The organism is Mesorhizobium sp. WSM4830, from assembly GCF_055811495.1.
This window is the reverse complement of the sequence record NZ_JBVVQI010000006.1, coordinates 1-21,020: the sequence shown is the minus strand read 5'-3', so window position 1 is coordinate 21,020 and position 21,020 is coordinate 1. Positions and strand designations below refer to the sequence as shown.

Genomic DNA, 21,020 nt, shown 5'->3' with positions numbered 1-21,020 from the left:
TCGCTTCCTCCTGCTTATTGTCCTTGCCGTCCTACTGCTCGATGGGTGTTTCGAACCGCTGTCCGGTTTTGCCGTGAAAGAGATGGATGAGGCCAGGCTCGGCCGTAAGCCGGATGGTTTCGCCCGGCGTGAAGGAATGGCGTTCCCGGAAATTGGCGACGATCTCCTCGCCGCCGGCGGTGCGGCCGATCAGCTGCACTTCGGACCCTGTCGGCTCGACCACCACGACAGTGACCGGAATGCCCAGATGGTCGGACAGCCGTAAATGCTCGGGCCGTATGCCCAGCACGACCGGCTCACCATTGCCGATCGAAAGGGCCGAGGCCAACGGGACCGAAATCCCGCCGGCGCCCCGAAACGACGGCGAGCCGTCGCTTACGATCTCGCCCCTCAGCATGTTCATGGCGGGCGAGCCGATGAAGCTGGCGACAAAGAGATTGTTCGGCCGGTCGTAGAGTTCGAGCGGCGGCCCGATCTGCTCGACGATGCCGTCATGCATGACGACGATCTTGTCGGCCATGGTCATCGCCTCGATCTGGTCGTGGGTGACGTAGACCGTCGTCGTCTTCAGGCGCTGGTGCAGTTCCTTGATCTCGGCGCGCATCTGCACCCGGAGCTTGGCATCGAGATTGGACAGCGGCTCGTCGAACAGGAAAACCTGCGGGTCACGCACGATCGCCCGGCCCATGGCGACGCGCTGCCGCTGGCCGCCGGAAAGCTGGCGGGGATAGCGGTCGAGCAGCGGCACCAGTCCCAGGATTTCGGCCGCGCGCCGCACGCCGGCATCGCTCTCCGTCTTGGGAACGCCCTTGAGCATCAGCGAGAACGCCATGTTCTCGGCGACCGTCATATGCGGGTAGAGCGCATAGTTCTGGAAGACCATGGCGACGTCGCGCTCCTTTGGCGCAACGTTGTTGACGACACGTTTGCCGATCGCAATCTGGCCGCGCGAGATCTTTTCCAGGCCGGCGATCATTCTGAGCAGGGTCGACTTTCCGCAACCCGAAGGACCGACCAGCGTGACGAACTCGCCGTCGTTTATATCGACGCTGACCCCGTGCAGGACCTCGACGTTTCCAAATGATTTGTAGACATCGCCGATTGCGACAGACGCCATCGATCTCCTCCCGATTGATTCCTGCAACGACTTCGAAGGAAACCGCTTTCCTGCCTGGCCCGCGACAGCGCCCAGACTCCTCCCCGGTCACGCGCGATGTGAGACGGTAGCGCTACCAAACCGACCTGTAAAGCACACCGGCATCACTGGGATATCGAGACACCCTAATCGGAAACCTCGGTCTGCGGCCGGTCGCGGCCGTCGGCGAGCTCGTCGTGCCATTTGCCGTCGGCGTCCTCGTACTGGATGCCGTCGGTGTTGCCGGCGACCTGCTGTTCGGCGGAAGCGATCTCGGCGGCGCGCAACGCGTCCTGATGGGTGGGAAATGTTTCGGAGAATGTCGAGCCGACCTTGTAGGCCCAGCCTCCGTCATGCTCAACGATCTTGTAGGTCAGTTTCGCCATGAAACCCTCCGGTTGAAAGCCCGTTGCCTCAATGCAGCCTGTCGTCGGCCAGTCTGTCGTCTGGCAGCTTGTCGTCTGCGACCAGCACGTCCGATTCCCTGGCGGCTTCGATCAGTGCCCGGCGCGCATCCGCCGTCGAACGATAACCTTCCAGCACTTTTAGGCAAGTGTCGAGGGCATCACGATGACGCGGACCGCGATTGAGTGGCCAGACCGTCATCAGGCACTCCGCCGCCTCCTGGGCGCTGCGGATGTGGCGATACTTGCCGACATGGCCGAGTTCGACCACGACCGGCTTTTCAAATGGCTTGCTGTCCATCATCGCCGCCAACGCGGAGCGGCCGATTTGGTTGCAAGTACTATGTTAGCTCAGGCGAATATAGCTCAACAATCTAGCCGCAGTCGGGGCAATCACTTCAGGTTTGCGCTGCCCCTCATCCGCCTGCCGGCACCTTCTCCCCGTATAGTGACGGGGAGAAGAGGACTGACCGCAACCTCGGCTCCCGTTCTGCAACGCTGGAGATTGGCGAAACCGTCGACGAGAGCGCCCCTCTCCCCGTCACTATACGGGGAGAGGATGCCGGCAGGCAGGTGAGGGGCGGCGCGACATCATCAATTGGCCGGCCGAGCGCCATTTCCGTCGGAAACGATTGCCTTGGGCGGCTCATCGGAACCCGTCAGTTCGCCGCCTTTCATCCAATGCTGCATCGTCGTCACCGAGCGGGCAAGCTGCGGCGCCGGGTGGATTTTTTCGCCGAAGGTGGCCGCGGCGCGCCAGCCCCAGCGCGGATCGGCAAGGAAGGCGCGCGCCAGCGCCACCATGTCGGCGCGCCCGTCGGCAACGATCGCCTCGGCCTGTTTCGGATCGTCGATCAGGCCGACGGCCCGCGTCGGGATGCCGACGGCCTTGCGCACCGCTTCGGCCAGATGCACCTGGTAGCCGGGCCCGGACGGCAGCTTCTGCAACGGCGAATTGCCGCCGCTCGAGCAGCAGAGATAGGCGACGCCGGCTTCCTTCAGCGCTTTTGCCACTTCGATCGCATCCTCGACCTCGAAGCCGCCGTCGACCCATTCCTTGATCGACAGGCGCGCGCCCAGCATCAGCCTGGGCACCGCCTTCTTCACCGCCTTGGCGATCTCGACGGCGAAGCGCATGCGGTTTTCCAGCGAGCCGCCCCAGCGGTCGGTGCGCTGGTTGGAGAGCGGCGACAGGAACTGGAAGATCAGATAGCCATGCGCGGCATGCAGCTCGATGAAGTCGAAGCCGGCCCGCTCGGCCCGCCGTGCCGCTTCGGCGAAGCGTTCAATGATTTGCAGGATCTCGTCGTCCTCCAGCGCCCGCGGCACCTGCCAGCCGGTGTCGTAGGCGATCGCCGATGCCGACACGATCGGCCACGGGTCCTGATCGGCGTGCAGCGGGCCGCCACCCTCCCAGGGTTTGCGGTTCGAGGCCTTGCGGCCGGCATGGGCAAGCTGCGTGCCGAATTTCGTGCCCGGTGCGGCCACCCGTTTGGCTGCATCAAGCGTGCGTCGCGCCGCCGCCTCATTGTCTTCGGAATAGAGGCCGAGACAGCCATGCGAGATACGGCCGCGCCGTTCGACCTCGGTCATCTCGACGGTGACCATGCCGGCGCCCGACATCGCCAGGTTCATCCAGTGATAGAGGTGCCAATCGCTGGCCGAGCCGTCGTCGGCCGAATACTGGCACATCGGCGCGACCGCGATGCGGTTGGGGAAGGTGAGGCCGTCGAGGGTGATCGGCTGGAAAAGCGATGAGGTCATAAAAAACTCCGGAAAGGGTTGCCGCTATTTAGGCAGGCACTTGCAGATGCGCCAGACACGAGAGGGTGAACCGGCGCACTGGACCAATTGGTGGCCGGATTGCACGAACCGCCGTTCGCGGCTACGCCTTGCCGCGGCAGCAGGGAGTCCACCATGGAAGATCGCATTCGCATCCGCTCTGAGGAAGTCCTTTCCGACGAATGGGCGGTTTTGAAAAAGACCGTCTTCGACTATCGCCGGCGCGACGGCAAATGGGAAACGCACACCCGCCAGACCTACGATCGCGGCGACGGCGCGGTGATCCTGCCCTTCGATCCGGAGCGGTCGACGGTGCTTCTGGTGCGGCAGTTCCGTTATCCGGCCTACGTCACCGGCCACAAGGAGCCGCTGATCGAGGCCTGCGCCGGCCTGCTCGACGAAGACGATCCCGAAACCTGCATCCGCAAGGAGGCCGAGGAGGAACTCGGCTACCGCCTGAAGGACGTACAGCGGCTGTTTTCACCCTATATGAGCCCCGGCAGCGTGACCGAGCGGCTCTGGTTCTTCGTCGCCCGCTACTCGCCCGCCGACCGCATTTCCGACGGCGGCGGCGCCCACGACGAAGGCGAGGACATCGAGGTTTTGGAAATGCCGCTCGACGAGGCGCTGGCCGGCATCTACGACGGCAGCATTGTCGATGCGAAGACCATCATCCTGATCCAGCATTTGAAGCTGAACCCGATCGGTGGGTGAGGTGGTGGATCTGGGCTAGGTGCGGATTAGGACAAGTCGGTGGATATCGCGGTCACGGTGCGGCAGAGCGACGGGAGGAAGCATCGCGATAGTTCGGCGCATGTATCGACGCGCTCCCAATAGAGGCAGCGCGAAGCGCACTTGATGGGAGGAGCACGTTGGCACCATGCAGGGCCACATTCCGAGCCGTTCAGATCGCAGCTATTGCCTTGGCGATCGCGGCGAAAGGCAGGACCAGGGACAGCGGCGCGTCATCGAGACGGACCGCACCGTAGCCCTCGTACCAGCGTGCGGCCTGATCGCCTTTGGCGTCGATCAACAGGGCTACGCCGCCGACTTCCTGCGCAACTGCTATGCAGCGTTTCCCGGCGGCGAGCAGCAAGCCGCCGCCGAGGCCACGGCCTTGTATCGCACGATCCACTGCGAGGCGACCGAGGCGATAGACCGGCACGTCGTAGCGGCCCAGGCCACGCCTGGCGATCGTCGGTGTGCGGGCATAGTCTATCGAGGCGGGACTGAGGGAATAGAATCCGAGGATGTGCGATGGATATTCCGCCGTCACGGCGACGAAGGTTTTTGCGCCGCCGCTTTCGTGGTTTTGACGCGCGAAGCGCTGTAGATAGGTATTGAGGTCCGCGTCGCCACAGTCGAAGGCGGCACGGTCATGCTGTTTACTGATCGGCACTTCCTGCCAGGAGTTCACGCGAGGGTCTGACCGGCCTTGGCGGCACGGATAAGACGTTCGGTGGGCGCCGGCGGATTTTCGAGCAGGTCGAGGACGCGCAGGCTGTCGCGTTCTGACAGTGCGAGATGTTCGGCGCGTTCGATCGTGGCTTGGGCGTCACGCAGCGCGGAACGCGTGACGAACTCGGTTAGACCGACATTCGACAAAGCCGCTGCACGTGCGATCACGGCTTTTGCTTCGGGCGGAATCCGGAGATCGATTCGGCCATTGTCACTAACATTGCGGGGCATGGGCATATCCTTCGGTAATTATACAGTACGGATTCAATCCGTACAACACCAACCTTTCGCCTTAGCTTGAGTTATAGAAATGCGTTCTATAACTCAGAGGGCACAAGCCTAAGGCTCAACCGAGCAGCTTCAATGCCGTTGCAATCGGTAAAAGCGATGACAACGGACGGCTCTGAGGTGGCAAGAGGCCGTGCTTGCGATAGAAGGCTGTCGGGCAGCCAAGCCTTCTTGGCTAGCCACCCAGCTAGGAAATCAAATCAATACCCAATTTGGTGCGGACGACGGGAATCGAACCCGTACGATCAGAGATCGAGGGATTTTAAGTCCCTTGCGTCTACCAATTCCGCCACGTCCGCAGGCCAGCCCTTTTCAGCCGCCAGCCAAAGGCCGTCAAGCCGTCTTCTGCGGTCGACAAATCCGGCACTGGAAGCTGGCGAGGGCTAATCACCTACAGAGATGCAAACAAAATTGTTTCACCTGGAAACATTTTTAGCGGCCGCTTCCGAGGCTACCGCGAATGCGCGTCCCCCGTTCGCAGGATGCGTTGAGGCGCTCCGCTCTGATAGACTCCAATTGGCAAGTGGATCGGCGCGCCGGTACTCGACGCCGTCCTCTACGAACACCGGGAGATTGTCATGCTCAAGCTTGCCTCTGCCCTGGCATTGCTGCTTGTTGGGACGGCGCCTCTGTTTGCCGATGACATGCCGATGAACGCCAAAGACATCAAATGGGGTCCTGCTCCTGCTGTCATTCCCGCTGGCGCTGAAATGGCTGTTATCTCTGGAGATCCCTCAAAGGACGGCGCCTATGTGCTGCGGTTGAAGACACCCGCCGGCTACAAAATTGCCGCACATAATCATCCCACCACGGAATACGTAACGGTGCTTTCCGGCAACTTCCATATTGGAATGGGCGATAAGCTCGACGAGGCGAAAGGTGTCGAACTGACTGCTGGCGGCTTCGGCGTCACGCCGGCCGGAATGAATCACTTCGCCTGGACCACAAGCGATACGATCATCCAGGTTCATGGCGAGGGGCCATTCAAGATCACCTACGTCAATCCGGCCGACGATCCGAGCAAGAAGTGACAGTTCGGGATCGAATTGGATTGAACCGGCTGAAGGCTCGAATGATGGAGTGCGTCAAACTCCGCGACCGTCGATTCAGTAAGATCCGCCAACGCGGCGAAAGCTGATTGGCCGCAACGGAATCGTATTCCGCTTGAGCCATTTTGCCGTGAATGGCGCCATAACAGAAAACCCGCCTCGGGAGGCGGGTCGTTGGAGCCAATTGGCACCGTACCCAAATTAGTAGCATAGCTGCCGGCACAAAGCAAGAACAAAGTTGCTGCGGCCGGCACAAAAGCATAAATGCCTTTGTCCTGCCTTCCCGGCGTCGGGGATTGGCGAAAGCCGTGGTGGCATCGATCTCCCTCCTTGAGGGGGGAGATGCCAAGTTGTGGCAAAGAGGGCAGGCCAGAGGGGGTCGTCTCGCGTCGAGCGCCAGCCTGTTTTGTTCGCGGTAACGGTTCGCGTCAGGACGTCCCGACCCCTTCTGTCGCCTTCGGCGACATCTCCCCCCACTTTGGGTCCCACTTGGGGGGAGATAGGCAGTTTCGCCGTCGGCGCTTACTTCCTCGCTGGTCAAAATCCCCGCGGCTTGGCACAGTCGAGCAAAGAGGAGCCTGTTGATGCCGAAGAATGCGACGAAACCGAAACCCTGGGCCGAGATGGCGACGCATCTGGTCGATGTCGCCATGGGCCGCAAACCCGCCGATCTCGTCATCCGCAACGGGCGCTGGGTCAACGTTCATTCGGGCGAGATCATCGCCGGCACCGACATCGCCATCGCCGGCGGCCGTTTCGCCTATTGCGGGCCGAATGCCAGCCATGCCATCGGCCAGGGCACCAAGGTGGTCGATGCCGGTGGTCGCTATCTGGTGCCGGGGCTTTGCGACGCGCATATGCATGTCGAGAGCGGCATGGTGACGGTGACGGAATTCTGCCGCGCGGTGATCCCGCATGGCACCACCTCGATGTTCATCGATCCGCATGAGATCGCCAACGTGCTCGGCCTGCCGGGTGTTCGGCTGATGCATGACGAGGCCGTCGCCATGCCGGTCAACGTGCTCGTTCAGATGCCGTCCTGCGTGCCCTCCGCTCCGGGGCTCGAGCATGCCGGCGCCGAGCTGACCGTCGCCGACGTTGCCGAGGCGATGACCTGGGAGAACATCATCGGGCTTGGCGAGGTGATGAATTTTCCCGGCGTCGCCGCCAACGATCCGGTAATGTCGGGCGAGATCGCGGCGACGGTGAGGGCCGGCAAGACCGTCGGCGGGCATTATGCCTCGCGCGATCTCGGCCTTCCGTTCCACGGCTACGTCGCCGGCGGCCCGGAGGATGACCATGAAGGCACGCGCGCCGAGGACGCCATCGCGCGCGTCCGCCAGGGCATGAAGGCGATGCTGCGGCTGGGCTCGGCCTGGTATGACGTCGCCTCGCAGGTCAAGGCGGTGACCGAGAGCGGCCTCGACCCGCGCAACTTCATCCTGTGCACCGACGACAGCCATTCCGGCACGCTAGTGCACGAAGGCCATATGGACCGGGTCGTGCGCCACGCCATCAGCCAGGGCTTGAAGCCGGTGACGGCGATCCAGATGGCGACGCTCAACACCGCCCAGCATTTCAAGCTGGAGCGTGAGATCGGCTCGATCGCGCCGGGTCGGCTCGCCGATCTGCTGATCGTCTCCGACCTGGCCGAAATGACGATCGACGAGGTCTATGGCCGCGGCGTCAGGTTGGCCAAGGGCGGCAAGCTCGAGATCGACATTCCGGCCTACAATTATCCGAAGACGGCGAAGAACACCGTCAAGCTCGGCAAGAAACTCAAGGCAGGCGATTTCGACATCGCCGCACCCATGGGCGCCAACGAGGTGCGGGTCCGCGTCATCGGCGTCATCGAGAACCAGGCGCCGACGCGGGCGCTCGAGGCCGATCTTGCCGTCGAGGACGGGCTGGTCGCCATGGACCGCCGCAACGACGTCTGCCAGATCTCACTGGTCGAGCGTCACAAGGGCACCGGCGGCGTCACCAACGCCTTCGTTTCCGGCTTCGGCTATATCGGCGACTGCGCCATGGCCTCGAGCGTGGCGCACGATGCCCACCACATCATCGTCGTCGGCACCAACAAGCAGGACATGGCCCTGGCCGTGAACCGGCTGGGCGAGGTCGGCGGCGGCGTCGTGCTGTTCTCCAGGGGCAAGGAGCTGGCGCTGGTCGAAATGCCGATCGCCGGACTGATGTCGGACGAGCGCGCCGAAATCGTCGCCGCAAAGGCGGACCAACTCAGCGACGCCATGCGCCAGATGGGCTGCTCGCTGAACAACGCCTACATGCAGCACTCGCTGCTGGCGCTGGTCGTCATCCCCGAGCTCAGGATTTCCGACGTCGGCCTGATCGACGTGACGACTTTCCGGAAGGTCGATCTGTTCGTTTGAACGATGGCGGGACAGCGCCCCCCTCTGTCCTGCCGGACATCTCCCCCCTTAAGGGGGGAGATTGGCAGTTTCGTTGACAGCGCCTTGTTCGTCAAAGTTGGAGATTGGCGAAAGCCGAGGTGGCGGCCAATCTCCCCCCAAGTGGGGGAGATGTCCGGCAGGACAGAGGGGGGCGCGAAGGATCGCTGCCGTGCGCTTTGTTCCGAACTGACGTCAATAGTGACCGCTCAGCGATCGCTCACCCGCCTGTCGCAATCGTCAGCACCTTGAACGGCGTGGTGATGACGATTTCGGCGACCGAACCGACGGCCTTGCCGAGGCCCTGGCCAAGATTGTCGAGCTGGGCCGGCGCGGTCTCTTCGGAGGCGAGGCCCGCCGGGGCGCGCAGGCGGTCGCCGAGCAGCTGCACCAGAAACGGGTTGTCGGCGAACTTGGCGTGGTTCAGCCGGTCGCCGCCCTTTGTCTTGGTCAGGTCGACCACCGAGACGCCATAGCTGGCGAGGTCGGCCGCGTCGCCATAGTCGCCGACGCGCGGCTTGTCGCCGGAGATCATGGTCGACAGTCTGAGCGCCCGGTCGTCGCCCGAAAGCAGCACGGCGAACGGCTTGTCGGGCTTGCCGTAGCGGATCATCTGCTTCTTGAACACGTCGACGTCGATGTCGGGCGAGGCCAGGATGACGTAGCCGAGCTTGCCGCCGAGGTCGCGGTCGCCGGTGATGGCAAGCTGGCGCAACGCTTCCATCGTCACCCAGGTCCCCATCGAATGGGCAATGATGTCGATGCTCTTGGCGCGGCTCCTGGCGAGCATGCGCAGCGTCGCTTCGAGATCGTCGCGCGCTGCATTGGCGCTTTCCTTGTCGTAGATGTAGCCGGTCGTCTTGCCGCTCGATGCCCACGAAAACAGCACCGGCGTTCCCGGGTATTTTGTGTCGTGCGCGATCTGCGTCAGCCGGTAGATGCCGTCGTCGAAGCCGTTGTTGAAGCCGTGCACGAAAACCAGCGCGCGGTCGCCGCGCATGGCGATGTCGGCGCCGACCGCCTTGGCGAATTGCGGGGCGCCTTCGTAGAAGGTGACGCCGGTCGCCGTGAAATCCTTCGCCGGATTGCTGTTGGCCGAGCCCTTGACCCGCTCGATGGCGCCGAGCTGGTGGATCTTGGGCACCGTCACCTCGACGCTGGCAAAGCTGGTGGTCGGCGAACGGTCGCCGTCGAACACCTGCCGGGGCTCCTTCGTTGCCCTTTGCCGGGTTGTGGCGACGAAGATCTTGTGCGTCGCCGCGATATCGGAAGCAGGCACGGTGATCGTCGTCTTGTTGAGCAGGTCATGCGTGTTCTGGCCGGCGCAGCCGGTAACCGCGAGCGCGAACGCAACGACGAGAAAGATCTTCGAAGGCACGATCACGCGGGCTCCCGCAAAGGCGACGTCGAGCCGGAGACGTCTTGGCCTATTCGATAGAGGCAGAGGCCGGCACGGTCCAGTTCAAACTGTCCCGATGGCGCGGCAATGATCAACAATGACGGCCGCGCAATGCAGCTATTGTCCGACCGAGGCGATGCGGTCTGTCACTTCGCGGTCACTGGCAAACCCGTCATCCTCGCGCAGCTTCTGGCCAATCAACTGCACCAATTCCGGATTGTCGGCGAATTTGGTGTGGTTGAAGCGGTCGGCGCCCTTGACGCTGGAAAGGTCGACGACCGACACGCCATAGCTGGCGAGGTCGGCAGCGTTCTTGTAGTCGCCAACGCGCGGCCGCGCACCGGCGATCAGGCCCGATAACCTGAGCGCCCGGTCGTCGTCGGAGAGCAGCAGGATGAACGGCTTGTCCGGCTTGCCGTAGCGGCGCATCTGGCTCTTGAACACGTCGACGTCGATGTCGGGCGAGGCTAGCACGACGTCGCCGAGCTTGCCGCCGAGATCGCGGTCGCCGGTGATGGCGAGCTGGCGCAGCGCCTCCATGGTAACCCAGGTCCCCAGCGAATGAGCGACGATGTCGATGCGCCGCGCGCCGGTCTGCGCCAGCATTCTCAGCGTCACTTCGAGCTGGTCGCGGGCAACGCTGGCGCTTTCCTTGTCGTAGACATAATCGGTGGTCTTGGCGCCCGACGCCCAGGAAAACAGCACCGGCGTGCCCGGATAGCCGGAATCATGGGTGATCTGCGTGACGCGGTAGACCGCGTCGTCGAAGCCGGTGTTATAGCCGTGGACGAAAACCATGACGCGGCCGCCGCGCGCTGCGATGTCGGCGCTGAGCGCGCTGGAGAATTTCGGCTGGGTGTCGTATCCGACGACCTCGGAAGCCATGAAGTATTTGGCCGGATCGTCCGACTTGCCGCGCGAGCGCCGCTCGATCTGGCCTGTCTTGTGGATGCCGGGGACGGTGACGTTGACGCGGGCATAGTTCAGCGTCGCCGACCGCTCGCCGTCGAAGACCTTGTTGGGATCGTCGGAGCGCTTGCGCGTGGTGGCGATGAAGATCGAGTGGTTGCCGGCGATTTCCGTCACCGGCACCGCCATCATGGCGCTGCCGAGCAGTTCCTCGGTTTGGCGGCCACCGCAGCCGGCGAGCAGCGCGGCAAGGACAATGATGCAAATCGTCTTCAAGGGCACTTAAGCAATTCCACTCCGGCCTAACCAAAGGCCCATCCACCTCCGCCGCACCTCCCGGACAGGCGAAGTGCGGCAGAAGTAAGTCGCAGGCGCCGAAATGCGCTCAGCGCCTCGCGACTGCCATCGCAGTGTTGCGCGAAAGCCAGAACGGCGGCAGGAAGGCCGGAATGTTGGAAAAGGGCAGCACTTCCGGCTTCAGCCTTATGCCGAGCACGTCGGTCATGAAGGCGCGGCGCGCCTCGATGCGGCGCCAGGCCTCGGGATAGCGCGCGGCGATCTCTTCGCGCAGCGCCTCGTCGGCCAGCGCGATGCCGTCCTCGATGTTGGTGGTGAAATAATCGGTGCCGGTGGCCGGGATGATGTCGACCTGCAAGGCCATGCCCGACTTCAACCTGATGTCGGAGCCGGAAAATACCGGCGAATGCATCCATTCGTCGATATGGACGAGATGGCCGGGATTGAGCGACACGCCGAAGAACGGATCGCCGATGCGCTCGTGCACCGCTTGCCACAGCGCGCCGCCGGGAACGCCGATGCCGACCGTCTCATACCAGTCGACGACGGCGCAGAAATAGGGCGCGACCAGCTTCTCGACATAGTCCTGGATGCCCCTTGGAAGCTCGGCCGCGTCCTCGACCAGAAACCCGGCGCGGGCGTTGAGCGAGCCCTGGATGCCGTAGGCCATGGTGATCGGGTCGCCGCGCTTGATGACGTCGAGGCGCGGGCTTGGCAGGCCATAGGGCGCCCGCTTGCCGGCCGACAGCATCGGGTGGCAGCATTGCGGCAAGCCGTTGATGCCCATCAGCCGCGCCGCCTGCAATTCGGTCATGCCGGGTTCGATGCCTTGCAGCACATTGCGCAGGCCTTGCGAGGAATAGGTCGCGGCGAATTCGAACGCCGCCAGCTGGTCGGCCTCGTTGATGGCGCGCAGGCCGTTGGCAGGGTTCATCAAAAGGTTCGCCGCATTGACGATCACGCCCCTATCGCCGGCAAGGCTGCGCAACGTGTCGGCGATGAAGGACGGCAGGTCGAGCGTCGTTTCGCCAAAACCGGCATCGCCGGCGCCGAACGGCTTCCAGCCGATGGCGCCGATGCGCTGGCCGGCTTTCAGGCCGCAATCGACGAGGATGTCGGCCAGCGATTGCGAGCGGTCGCGCGGCTGCGCCGGCAGCGAAAACGTCTGGTAGAGCACGCGCTCATACGGTCCGTCGCAGATCTCGGCATAGCCCCAGCCCTCATTGCCAACCAGCAGTTTCGGCGACTTGCCGGGAACGATGACCAGCAGCGTCTCCTCGAAGCGCGGGTCGTAGCCGCAGAGATAGGCGACATTGGCTGCATGTTCGCGGTCGCCATAGACGACCAATGCATCGAACCCGCCGCGCGCGACCAGTGCCGCGATGCGGGCCTCATAGGTGGCGCGCGTAACCAGCGGCATCACCGTCGGCTCGCCGAACTCCGGCAGCGAAACGGTTTTCTGGGCCACCGATGCGACAGGCATGAACAGACGCTCCTAACGGCCGACGAGGTTTTGGGAACACCCTTTCGGGGTGGCCGGACAATGGCTTCGCGAGGCCGGATATGCAATAGCGAGACTGAATTCGCCTAGCCTGTAGGGTGCTCTTGCCATGACCAGTTTCTCCTCTCGCGTCGCTGCCGCCGCTGCCGCGATCCGCGAGATCTTTCCGGAAACGCCGCTGCAGGAGAACGACTATCTGTCGAAGAAGACCGGCGCGCGGGTGCTGCTGAAGCGCGAGGACCTGACGCCGGTGCGCTCCTACAAGATCCGCGGCGCCTTCAACTTCTTCCGCAAGACGCTCGCCGCCGGCAACGCTGCCGAGCTGTTCGTCTGCGCCTCGGCCGGCAATCACGCGCAGGGCTTTGCCTTCGTCTGCCGCCATTTCGGCAAAAAGGGCGTCGTCTTCATGCCGGTGACGACGCCGCAGCAGAAGATCGACAAGACGCGGCTGTTCGGCGGCGAATTCGTCGAGATCAGGCTGGTCGGCGATTTCTTCGACGACTGCTACCGTGCCGCACTCGAATTCACCGAAACTGCCGGCGCCCACATCGTGCCGCCTTTCGACCACAAGGACATCATCGAAGGGCAAGCGACCGTCGCCTACGAGATGTCAGGCCAGATGCCCGGCGCGCGCATGCCCGATATCGTCATGCTGCCGGTCGGCGGCGGCGGTCTGGCTGCGGGTGTGACGCATTATTTCGCCGACCAGCACCGCGAGACACGTTTCGTCTTTTGCGAGCCGGCCGGCGCCCCGAGCCTGAGCGAGACCCTTGCCGCCGGAAAGCGGGTCAAGCTCGCCAAGGTCGACAATTTCGTCGACGGCGCGGCGGTGGCCGAGATCGGCCGCGAGCCGCTGCGCCACCTCAAGGAGTTTGCCGCCGACGCCGTGCGGCTGATCCCGGAAAACCGGCTCTGCGCAACCATGATCGAAATGCTCAATGTCGAAGGCGTCGTGCTCGAGCCGGCCGGCGCACTGGCGATCGATGCGCTCAAGGATTTTTCCAGGAAGGAAATCAGGGGCAAGACCATCGTCGCCGTGGTGTCGGGCGGCAATTTCGATTTCGAGCGGCTGCCGGATGTGAAGGAACGGGCGCTGCGCTTCGAGGGCTTGAAGAAATACTTCATCATCCGCTTTCCGCAGCGGCCCGGCGCGCTGCGCGATTTCCTCGAATTGCTTGGTCCCGACGACGACATCGCCCGCTTCGAATATCTGAAGAAATCGGCGCGCAATTTCGGTTCGGTGCTGATCGGCATCGAAACCAAGGACCGCCGCAATTTCGACCGGCTCAAGGCGAATTTCGACGCCGAGAGCGTCCACTACCAGGACATCACCGACAACGAGACGCTCGCCGGGTTCATCATTTAGTGCTCCCATCTCCAAGCCCAAGGCAGCTTCGGAAACTGTGCATAAGGGCGTTATATTTGTTTGACAATTCTTTCTTCCTGGGCACTGAATCTTCTTCAAATAATTTGTTCCAAGCTTTGTTCCATGGATAGTGGCAGTCAGTCGTGCGGTTGCCATCCACCCCGGAAATCTCCGCACGTATCTTTGCGTCCTCCCCTGGCCCATTGTAGGTCTGGAACACGGTGTGAATAAATTCGTCATATGCAAGGAAAAGGTTCTCGTTAAATAGATGCCTATAGACATTCATGTTTTTGTCGGTAAATCTTTTCAGGTTTACCGTGTCTTCCGGTGTTATTTCCTTCCAATCGCCGACCCACATGCAGAAGCAAAAAAGCGAATTTAGTTTCGGCGCAATGAGATCATAAATTTCGAGCCTCTTTTCTATAATTTTTCTATTTTGCCATTGCGCCTGCTCAAGAGATTTTATTTGCTTGTTTATGCGCCACCCGAAATAAGCCAGCACTGCGGGAACTGACGCGCCAACGATCAACTTCAGGATTTCGAACGGCTGGTTTTCCAAAGTATTATCCCCCAACTGAATTCCAGATTGTATGGTATAGCTAAGAATCTGATAATTGATAAGGACTGAATGGATTTGACGACCTTCGTCGCGCTGTTTTCCGGCATCAATGTCGGCGGCAACCGCATCGTCAAAATGGCGGAACTCAGGTCGTTCTTCGAGCAGTTCGGCTTCTCCGCTGTCGCCACCTATGTGCAGAGCGGCAACGCCGTGTTCCGGTCGCCAGATGGCGATGCGGCGATGCTGACCAGGCGGTTGGAAGCGGAATTCGAGAAAAAATGGGGCTTCCATTCGCGCATCATGGTGCGCGATCTCGGCTGGCTCGAGCGGCTGGCGGCGGACAATCCCTATCCCGAAGTGGCCGGCGAGCCTACCAAGCTGCACGCCTATGCGCTGGAGCGCCGGCCGACCCCCGAGGAGGTCGCCCGGCTGGCGGAAAAATGCACTGGGCCCGAACGCTTCGAGGTCAAGGGCGACGTGCTCTACCTGCATGCGCCCGACGGGCTCGGCAAATCGGTGTTTGCCAACCTCATCCCGCGCGTCCTGAAGGTACCCGGCACGGCGCGCAATTGGCGCACCGTGCTGATGCTGCTGGAGATGGCCAAGGCCGGCGGTTGACTGGTCGCCTACGCAGCCGGAGCGCGTTTCCAGTCGAATGCCAGCTCCTCACGGAAGGCGAAGCGCTTGATGTGCTCGGCGACGACCGTTTCCAGGCGCTCGAGCGAGCCGGCCTCAGCGGTCGTCACCGCAATGTGCAGCGCAGCCGGGTCGGCATCGAGAACCGTGCGGCCGAGCGTCAGATCGATGGTGCCGTGGTTCGGGTCGAATTCGACTGGAAACTTGTGCGCCCAATGCTTGCACAGCTGCTGCAGATAGCGGCTGGCATGTTCGGTGGCGACGTCGACATGGCTGCTCGGCATGGATGAATTCTCCCTGGGAATGCGGACGCGAAAACCGAACCGGGGCCCGCCTGCGTCCGCTCAATACGGCGTGATCGGCTACCAGCTGCCGGTGTTCGGCATCGACGCCCACGGCTCGGCCTTCGGCTTTGCCGGACCTTTCTGCAACAGCTCGATCGAGATGCCGTCCGGCGATTTGACGAACGCCATGTTGCCGTCGCGCGGCGGCCGGTTGATGGTGACGCCATTGTCCATCAGCCGCTGGCAGGTGGCGTAGATGTCGTCGACCTCATAGGCAAGATGGCCGAAATTGCGGCCGCCCTTGTAGTCTTCCGGGTCCCAATTGTAGGTCAGCTCGACCAGCGGCGCCTTTTCGGAGATGCCGCTCTGCTCGTCTTCGGGCGCGGCAAGGAAGATCAGCGTGTAGCGGCCTTGCTCGTTTTCATGGCGGCGCACTTCCTTGAGGCCAAGCTTGTTGCAGTAGAAATCGAGCGAAGCATCGATGTCGGCGATGCGGACCATGGTGTGCAGATAGCGCATGATTTCCTCCTTATGTTGCGTTGCGGCGCAACATAGGGGCGGCCCGGCCAAAGGGCAATTGGCCACGCCTGCCGGCGCCGGCAAACGGCAAATCCGCTATTCCTGTACGGAACCGTGAAAAAAGGCACGTCAGGTCTTGCACACACCGGAAGCCGCGGTGTTAATCTGATACCAAGAATCAGTTGCAGTGTTTCTTGAAAAAAGGGGGCGTTCTTATGGGGGAAAAGGCCTCTTTCATGGGGCGGGACGGGGCCGGTAACGATGCGTTGAAGCGGGATGAGAGCGCCGATACGGCCGATCTCGTCGAAATCGCTGGCGCCATCAAATGGTTCGACGTGGCCAAGGGCTACGGTTTCATCCTTCCCGATGATGGTACTTCGGGCGACATCCTCCTCCATGTGACATGCCTTCGAAAGGACGGTTTTCAGACCGCCCTGGAAGGCGCCCGTGTCGTCTGCCTGGTCAAGCAGGGCGAGCGCGGGCTGCAGGCTTTCCGCGTGCTCTCGATGGATGTCTCCACGGCGGTGCATCCGGCAGAGCTGCAGGAGCAGCGCACCCATGTCGCGGTGACGCCGGAAAGCGGCCTCGAACGGGCGCTGGTCAAATGGTTCAACCGGACCAAGGGGTTCGGCTTTCTGACCCGGGGCGAGGGCACCGAGGACATTTTCGTCCACATGGAGACGCTGCGCCGCTACGGCATCACCGAACTCCGGCCGGGCCAGGTGGTGCTGGTCCGCTTCGGACGCGGCGACAAAGGCCTTATGGCTGCCGAAATTCACCCCGATATGGGTACCTTGCCGGTCTCGCATTAGTTCCGGCCGAGGATTTCATATGGCTCACAGGAACCGGCTGACGGCGGGCGCGCTCTGCGCCGGGATTTTCCTCATCGTCGCCGCAAGTGCGTTCTTCTATTTTCAGCAACCGAGTTCGGCCGACGGCAAGGCGATGATCCTTCCCGTCGATCCGGTGCCGCTGGTCGCGGTGACGAAGGCCGGCGAGCGTTCTTTTTCCGTCGAAATCGCCGACACGCCCGCCGAGCGCGAGGCTGGCCTGATGTTTCGCCGCCACATGGCCGACAATCACGGCATGCTGTTCGTCTTCGGTGCGCCGCAGGATGTGAGCTTCTGGATGAAGAACACGCCGATGCCGCTCGACCTGGTCTTCGTCGGCCAGGACGGCCGGATCCGGGCGATCAAGCAAGGCGAGCCGCAGTCCGAGGCGATCATCTCGCCGGACGAGCCGGTGCGCTTCGTGCTCGAGCTCAAGGCAGGCACCGCCGCCAAAAAGGGCCTTAAGGACGGCGACCTGCTGCGCCATCCGGCCATCGGCACGGCGCCGGGGCCGGCCATGCCGCCGCCCGACAAGGGCGATGCGCCGAATGTCGATTCCGACTGAACGGGCAGGATCTTCGGCCGATGCAGTTCTTCTCCCATGACGGTTTCGATCTTGCTTTCCTTGACCGCCAGCCGGCATCGGGGCAGGGCGATCCGGTGCTGATGATCCACGGCTTCGCCTCGAGCCATTACGTCAACTGGGTGTCGCCCGGCTGGTTCAAGACGCTGAACGATGCCGGTTACCGTGCCATCGCCTTTGACAATCGCGGCCATGGCTCGTCGTCGAAGAGCTATGACGAAGCCGACTACACGCCTGCAAAAATGGCGTCGGACGCGGCAGCGCTTTTGAACCATCTCGGCATCGAACGCGCTCATGTCATGGGTTATTCGATGGGCGCGCGCATATCGGCCTTCCTGGCGCTCTCCGACCCGGACAAGGTGGCGACGCTGGTCTTCGGTGGGCTCGGCATCGGCATGGTCGACGGTGTCGGCGACTGGGATCCGATAGCCGACGCCCTCCTGGCCGAGGATCCCGCAGGCACCAGCGACCCGCGCGGCCGCTCGTTCCGCGCCTTCGCCGATCAGACCCGCAGCGATCGCCGGGCGCTCGCCGCCTGCATCGCCACGTCGCGCGAATTGCTGAGCGAGGCCGACCTTGCCCACATTGCCCAGCCGACGCTGATCGCCGTCGGCACCAAGGACGACATCGGCGGCTCGCCGGATGAACTCGCCGCGTTGATGCCGAACGCCAGGGCGTTTCACATCGAAGGCCGCGACCACATGCTGGCGGTCGGCGACAAGACCTTCAAGCAGCGCGTGCTGGAGTTTTATGCCGAGTATCCGCTTTGACGGATGGCTCCCCAAAAGCGGCCATTGGGCCTGAAGCTGGGGTTCTTAGCGGTTTTGCAACGATACAGAAATAAATGAGGTACGACGTGTGGATCGGTTCAAACCCGCCACGCGCTAAAAAGAGGGCAGGGGGTACGATGGTACAATGGGGAAGAAGCGACGCCGCTTTGCCGGGGGTCGTTACGAAAAGCACGTTCGGCGAATGGTCCGTTGTTCTAGCGCTGGCCGCACTGGCGACAGGGGCGATTGCGATCACCGCGTTGATAGCAATGCCGAGCGACGCCTCCCCACTGCTCCAGAACAGTGCGACCGGCTTCTTCGCTGCGGTATTTTTCCTGGCCGGGCCGTTGGCACATCTTACCGGCGCGGTCTTCGGGCTGATGGCGCTTGGGCGCCCAAACGACAATCGTGTGCTCGGCCTGGCTGGCATCGTGGTCAACGGCGCGTCGGTGGCGGCCGGGGTGTTCATGCTGTGGGCAATGGCATCGACTTTTGGCGCGTTCACGTGATCTCGGGCCAAGATCCCGGACGCAAGCGAGCAACGCGTCGGGCTACGATCCGCGCGGGCTGTACCCCAGCGCCCTGAGCGACCGCGCCATGTTATGCCGGGCCTGGGTTTCGAAGCGCCGGCGGAACTCCTCGCTATGGAAGATATGCGGACGGGCGAGGAAGCCCTTTAGCACAGCGGCACGGCCGGCCCGCCACATCGGCTCCTCGACCCACTGATATTCGCGGCGGACCGCCTGTTCGTAAGCGTCGAACACGTCAGGCGCAGCACCCAGGATCGCCAGGTCCATGTCGAGGAACAGCGCCGCGTCACGAACGGAATGCTGGTCGCCAAGGGGCGGCAATTCGTGGCTGGCAGTGGCAGTGATCATCGCCGCGATGCGGCCGATGCGTTGTGCGTCGGCACGGCCGGCGAGCTTCTCCTCGGCAAGTGCGGCACTCCTCGCCTCATTGTCCTTGGCGCGGCTGTCGTAGATCGCGTCGTGGAACCAGATCGCCGCTTCGACTGCTTCAGGATCGTGCAGCAACGCCTTGTAATCATTGGCTAGCGCCAGCATCGTCTCGATGTGGCCGAGGTTGTGATAATGGCGGTCCCCGGCCTTGTAGAGCGCGGAAAGCTCGCGCTTCAGGGTCTCGTCCATCAAGGTTGCGTTTTCCATGGCTGCTTGAAATTCCGCGAACCAAATCCATTTGACGAAGCACTAAGGAAAATTGAGTTCACCCGTGCTATGATCTGGCTTATAGGTGCGGCCGGAGAATAGGCAAGCCGCGAACTGAGACATTGGATGGCCGAGACATTGGATGGCCGGAGACATCAGATGAACAGCGTTACGATTTCCCGTCCCACCAGGGTGCAGCCGGTAGATCCGATCTGGCGTTCGATCCGCGACGAAGCGATGGAAGCGGTCAACCGCGATCCGCTGCTGGCGGCGTTCCTCTATTCGACCATCCTCAATCAGGAAAACCTGGAAGAAGCGGTTATCCACCGGCTGGCCGAGCGCCTCGCCCACCAGGACATCGGCTCCGACCTCATCCGCCAGACGTTCAAGGCGATGGCGGCCGACGACAAGGACTGGGCGACGACGGTGCGCGTCGATATCCAGGCTTATTACGACCGCGATCCGGCCTGCGACCGCTTCATCATGCCGGTGCTCTACTTCAAGGGTTTTCATGCCATCCAGACGCACCGGCTGGCGCATTGGCTGTGGAGCCAGGGCCGCCAGGATTTCGCGCTGTATCTGCAGAGCCGGTCGTCCTCGGTGTTCCAGACCGACATCAATCCGGCAGCCCGCATCGGCAAGGGCATCTTCCTCGACCACGCCACCGGCCTCGTCGTCGGCCAGACGGCGGTGATCGAGGACGACGTGTCGATCCTGCACGGCGTGACGCTGGGCGGCACCGGCAAGGCCGGTGGCGACCGCCATCCCAAGATCCGCTACGGCGTGCTGATCGGCGCCGGCGCCAAGATCCTCGGCAACATCGAGATCGGTCATTGCTCGAAGATCGCGGCCGGCTCGGTGGTGCTGTCGCCGGTACCGCACAACAAGACGGTTGCCGGCGTGCCGGCCCGCGTCGTCGGCGAGACCGGCTGCGACCAGCCCTCGCGCCAGATGGACCAGCTGTTGCCATCGCAGACGATGGACCACGTCGTCAGCTTCGACATCTGAGTGCTCGGGCAGGGGGCTGAATTCCTGCCCCCTATGCCGGCTTGCCTTTACATGGCCATTGTCGACGTGCCAGAAGCGCGCTCACCAATGCATGTCGCCCAAAAGCGCCCAGCGGTTTTGGGATAGCGACATGCATGAAGCAAGATTTAAAGCGCGTCGCATCGGTCTATTCAGACGCGACGCACTTGAGCAAGCGACGATCGGAGAAGACTGTTGAAGCCGGACGAAATCAGAAAGCTGGACGCCTATTTCAAGCGCACCTTCCAGAACCCCAAACTCGAAGTGAAGGCGCGGCCGCGCAAGGAAGATTCGGCCGAGGTCTATGTCGGCGACGAGTTCCTCGGCATCGTCTTCAAGGACGAGGACGACGGCGATTATAATTTCTCGATGGCGATCCTCGACATCGATCTGGCCTGAGCCGGGAATTTTAGCTGGCCGGACCTGCTTGTTGCAGGCGGAACCGCCTGATGGCAGGGCGCAAACCTCGGGGACTGGCTGGAGCATCCCCAACTTCGTCATCCCAGGGCGGAGCAAGGAGCGAAGCGACGCGGCGCAGACCCTGGGATCCATATGTGGACGGCCCCCTGCTTGCAAGGTGTGGCTCAGGTCTGATCGGATCGCTTGCATCCATATGTCCGGCCTGTTGATGCGGTTTTGACCGCTGGCCAA

General features: G+C 62.6%; 24 protein-coding genes and 1 tRNA gene. 11 read left to right on the top strand and 14 right to left on the bottom strand.

Annotated features, from left to right (window positions below):
* Nucleotides 1-31: 31 nt before the first annotated feature.
* The 4 genes from AC0L2Y_RS10055 to AC0L2Y_RS10040 all read right to left on the bottom strand — a co-directional run bounded on the left by AC0L2Y_RS10055 (nucleotide 32) and on the right by AC0L2Y_RS10040 (nucleotide 3,303).
* On the bottom strand, nucleotides 32-1,117 hold the full coding sequence (locus tag AC0L2Y_RS10055) for an ABC transporter ATP-binding protein (RefSeq protein WP_352493393.1): 1,086 nt from the start codon (nucleotides 1,115-1,117) through the stop codon (nucleotides 32-34).
* A gap of 164 nt (nucleotides 1,118-1,281) precedes the next feature.
* Entirely contained in the window at nucleotides 1,282-1,521 is a 240-nt protein-coding gene (locus tag AC0L2Y_RS10050) for a DUF2188 domain-containing protein (protein WP_023674770.1), read from the bottom strand.
* A 28-nt stretch (nucleotides 1,522-1,549) separates the two neighbouring features.
* Nucleotides 1,550-1,843 (bottom strand): DUF982 domain-containing protein, encoded by a 294-nt coding sequence (locus tag AC0L2Y_RS10045; protein ID WP_473555776.1) that lies wholly within the window; start codon nucleotides 1,841-1,843, stop codon nucleotides 1,550-1,552.
* Nucleotides 1,844-2,133: 290 nt separating this feature from the next.
* On the bottom strand, nucleotides 2,134-3,303 hold the full coding sequence (locus tag AC0L2Y_RS10040; RefSeq protein ID WP_473555775.1) for an NADH:flavin oxidoreductase/NADH oxidase: 1,170 nt from the start codon (nucleotides 3,301-3,303) through the stop codon (nucleotides 2,134-2,136).
* A gap of 153 nt (nucleotides 3,304-3,456) precedes the next feature.
* Here AC0L2Y_RS10040 and AC0L2Y_RS10035 point away from each other — a divergent pair, with 153 nt between their 5' ends.
* Complete coding sequence (locus AC0L2Y_RS10035) at nucleotides 3,457-4,035, top strand: NUDIX domain-containing protein (RefSeq protein WP_473555772.1); 579 nt, start codon at nucleotides 3,457-3,459, stop codon at nucleotides 4,033-4,035.
* Nucleotides 4,036-4,225: 190 nt separating this feature from the next.
* Here AC0L2Y_RS10035 and AC0L2Y_RS10030 read toward each other — a convergent pair whose 3' ends face one another.
* From AC0L2Y_RS10030 to AC0L2Y_RS10020, 3 genes are all read right to left on the bottom strand, one after another.
* Nucleotides 4,226-4,738 (bottom strand): GNAT family N-acetyltransferase, encoded by a 513-nt coding sequence (locus AC0L2Y_RS10030; RefSeq protein WP_473555770.1) that lies wholly within the window; start codon nucleotides 4,736-4,738, stop codon nucleotides 4,226-4,228.
* Nucleotides 4,735-5,010, bottom strand: a complete 276-nt coding sequence (locus AC0L2Y_RS10025) for a type II toxin-antitoxin system TacA family antitoxin (RefSeq protein ID WP_473504082.1) — start codon at nucleotides 5,008-5,010, stop codon at nucleotides 4,735-4,737. Before AC0L2Y_RS10025 ends, AC0L2Y_RS10030 begins: the two co-directional genes overlap by 4 nt.
* Nucleotides 5,011-5,280: 270 nt before the next feature.
* Nucleotides 5,281-5,366 (bottom strand) — tRNA-Leu (locus AC0L2Y_RS10020).
* A 279-nt stretch (nucleotides 5,367-5,645) separates the two neighbouring features.
* Between AC0L2Y_RS10020 and AC0L2Y_RS10015 the strand changes: the two genes are divergently transcribed.
* Together AC0L2Y_RS10015 and ade are read left to right on the top strand one after the other, a co-directional pair.
* A complete protein-coding gene (locus AC0L2Y_RS10015) occupies nucleotides 5,646-6,098 on the top strand; it encodes a cupin domain-containing protein (protein ID WP_473555768.1) in 453 nt (150 codons plus the stop codon).
* Nucleotides 6,099-6,700: 602 nt separating this feature from the next.
* A complete protein-coding gene (ade, locus tag AC0L2Y_RS10010) occupies nucleotides 6,701-8,506 on the top strand; it encodes an adenine deaminase (protein WP_473555766.1) in 1,806 nt (601 codons plus the stop codon).
* A 238-nt stretch (nucleotides 8,507-8,744) separates the two neighbouring features.
* Here ade and AC0L2Y_RS10005 read toward each other — a convergent pair whose 3' ends face one another.
* The 3 genes from AC0L2Y_RS10005 to AC0L2Y_RS09995 form a co-directional block, all read right to left on the bottom strand.
* The gene (locus tag AC0L2Y_RS10005; RefSeq protein ID WP_473555764.1) at nucleotides 8,745-9,908 is read right to left on the bottom strand and encodes an alpha/beta hydrolase; all 1,164 of its coding nucleotides are present in this window, start codon (nucleotides 9,906-9,908) and stop codon (nucleotides 8,745-8,747) included.
* 132 nt (nucleotides 9,909-10,040) lie between these two features.
* The gene (locus AC0L2Y_RS10000) at nucleotides 10,041-11,114 is read right to left on the bottom strand and encodes an alpha/beta hydrolase (protein ID WP_292657769.1); all 1,074 of its coding nucleotides are present in this window, start codon (nucleotides 11,112-11,114) and stop codon (nucleotides 10,041-10,043) included.
* A 103-nt stretch (nucleotides 11,115-11,217) separates the two neighbouring features.
* Nucleotides 11,218-12,612 (bottom strand): aminopeptidase P family N-terminal domain-containing protein, encoded by a 1,395-nt coding sequence (locus AC0L2Y_RS09995; RefSeq protein ID WP_473555763.1) that lies wholly within the window; start codon nucleotides 12,610-12,612, stop codon nucleotides 11,218-11,220.
* A gap of 127 nt (nucleotides 12,613-12,739) precedes the next feature.
* Here AC0L2Y_RS09995 and ilvA point away from each other — a divergent pair, with 127 nt between their 5' ends.
* A complete protein-coding gene (gene ilvA / locus AC0L2Y_RS09990) occupies nucleotides 12,740-13,996 on the top strand; it encodes a threonine ammonia-lyase IlvA (RefSeq protein ID WP_473555760.1) in 1,257 nt (418 codons plus the stop codon).
* On the opposite strand, the gene AC0L2Y_RS09985 is transcribed toward ilvA, so the two are convergent.
* A complete protein-coding gene (locus tag AC0L2Y_RS09985; protein ID WP_473555758.1) occupies nucleotides 13,989-14,555 on the bottom strand; it encodes a hypothetical protein in 567 nt (188 codons plus the stop codon). The two genes, ilvA and AC0L2Y_RS09985, sit on opposite strands and share 8 nt — an antisense overlap.
* 69 nt (nucleotides 14,556-14,624) lie before the next feature.
* Here AC0L2Y_RS09985 and AC0L2Y_RS09980 point away from each other — a divergent pair, with 69 nt between their 5' ends.
* Nucleotides 14,625-15,173: a DUF1697 domain-containing protein gene (locus AC0L2Y_RS09980; RefSeq protein ID WP_473555756.1), complete on the top strand. Its 549-nt coding sequence runs from the start codon at nucleotides 14,625-14,627 to the stop codon at nucleotides 15,171-15,173.
* An 8-nt stretch (nucleotides 15,174-15,181) separates the two neighbouring features.
* On the opposite strand, the gene AC0L2Y_RS09975 is transcribed toward AC0L2Y_RS09980, so the two are convergent.
* Nucleotides 15,182-15,475, bottom strand: coding sequence for a DUF2218 domain-containing protein (locus tag AC0L2Y_RS09975; RefSeq protein ID WP_473555753.1), 294 nt, complete (start codon nucleotides 15,473-15,475; stop codon nucleotides 15,182-15,184).
* Between the two features lie 78 nt (nucleotides 15,476-15,553).
* Nucleotides 15,554-15,994 carry a lactoylglutathione lyase gene (gene gloA / locus AC0L2Y_RS09970; RefSeq protein WP_376704588.1) on the bottom strand — a complete coding sequence of 147 codons (441 nt, stop codon included), beginning with the start codon at nucleotides 15,992-15,994 and terminating at the stop codon, nucleotides 15,554-15,556.
* Nucleotides 15,995-16,209: 215 nt separating this feature from the next.
* Here gloA and AC0L2Y_RS09965 point away from each other — a divergent pair, with 215 nt between their 5' ends.
* The 4 genes from AC0L2Y_RS09965 (at nucleotide 16,210) to AC0L2Y_RS09950 (ending at nucleotide 18,686) form a co-directional block, all read left to right on the top strand.
* Nucleotides 16,210-16,806 (top strand): cold-shock protein, encoded by a 597-nt coding sequence (locus tag AC0L2Y_RS09965; protein ID WP_473555752.1) that lies wholly within the window; start codon nucleotides 16,210-16,212, stop codon nucleotides 16,804-16,806.
* Between the two features lie 19 nt (nucleotides 16,807-16,825).
* On the top strand, nucleotides 16,826-17,389 hold the full coding sequence (locus AC0L2Y_RS09960) for a DUF192 domain-containing protein (protein ID WP_352668281.1): 564 nt from the start codon (nucleotides 16,826-16,828) through the stop codon (nucleotides 17,387-17,389).
* A gap of 20 nt (nucleotides 17,390-17,409) precedes the next feature.
* A complete protein-coding gene (locus tag AC0L2Y_RS09955; protein ID WP_473555750.1) occupies nucleotides 17,410-18,177 on the top strand; it encodes an alpha/beta fold hydrolase in 768 nt (255 codons plus the stop codon).
* A 137-nt stretch (nucleotides 18,178-18,314) separates the two neighbouring features.
* Nucleotides 18,315-18,686: a hypothetical protein gene (locus AC0L2Y_RS09950; protein WP_473555747.1), complete on the top strand. Its 372-nt coding sequence runs from the start codon at nucleotides 18,315-18,317 to the stop codon at nucleotides 18,684-18,686.
* A gap of 42 nt (nucleotides 18,687-18,728) precedes the next feature.
* Here the strand turns inward: AC0L2Y_RS09950 and AC0L2Y_RS09945 are convergent, their stop codons facing one another.
* A complete protein-coding gene (locus AC0L2Y_RS09945) occupies nucleotides 18,729-19,343 on the bottom strand; it encodes an HD domain-containing protein (protein WP_473555746.1) in 615 nt (204 codons plus the stop codon).
* Between the two features lie 159 nt (nucleotides 19,344-19,502).
* Between AC0L2Y_RS09945 and cysE the strand changes: the two genes are divergently transcribed.
* Both cysE and AC0L2Y_RS09935 read left to right on the top strand, forming a co-directional pair.
* The gene (gene cysE / locus AC0L2Y_RS09940; protein WP_473555745.1) at nucleotides 19,503-20,351 is read left to right on the top strand and encodes a serine O-acetyltransferase; all 849 of its coding nucleotides are present in this window, start codon (nucleotides 19,503-19,505) and stop codon (nucleotides 20,349-20,351) included.
* A 213-nt stretch (nucleotides 20,352-20,564) separates the two neighbouring features.
* Complete coding sequence (locus AC0L2Y_RS09935; protein ID WP_023674799.1) at nucleotides 20,565-20,768, top strand: DUF3126 family protein; 204 nt, start codon at nucleotides 20,565-20,567, stop codon at nucleotides 20,766-20,768.
* The last annotated feature ends 252 nt before the right edge of the window (nucleotides 20,769-21,020 follow it).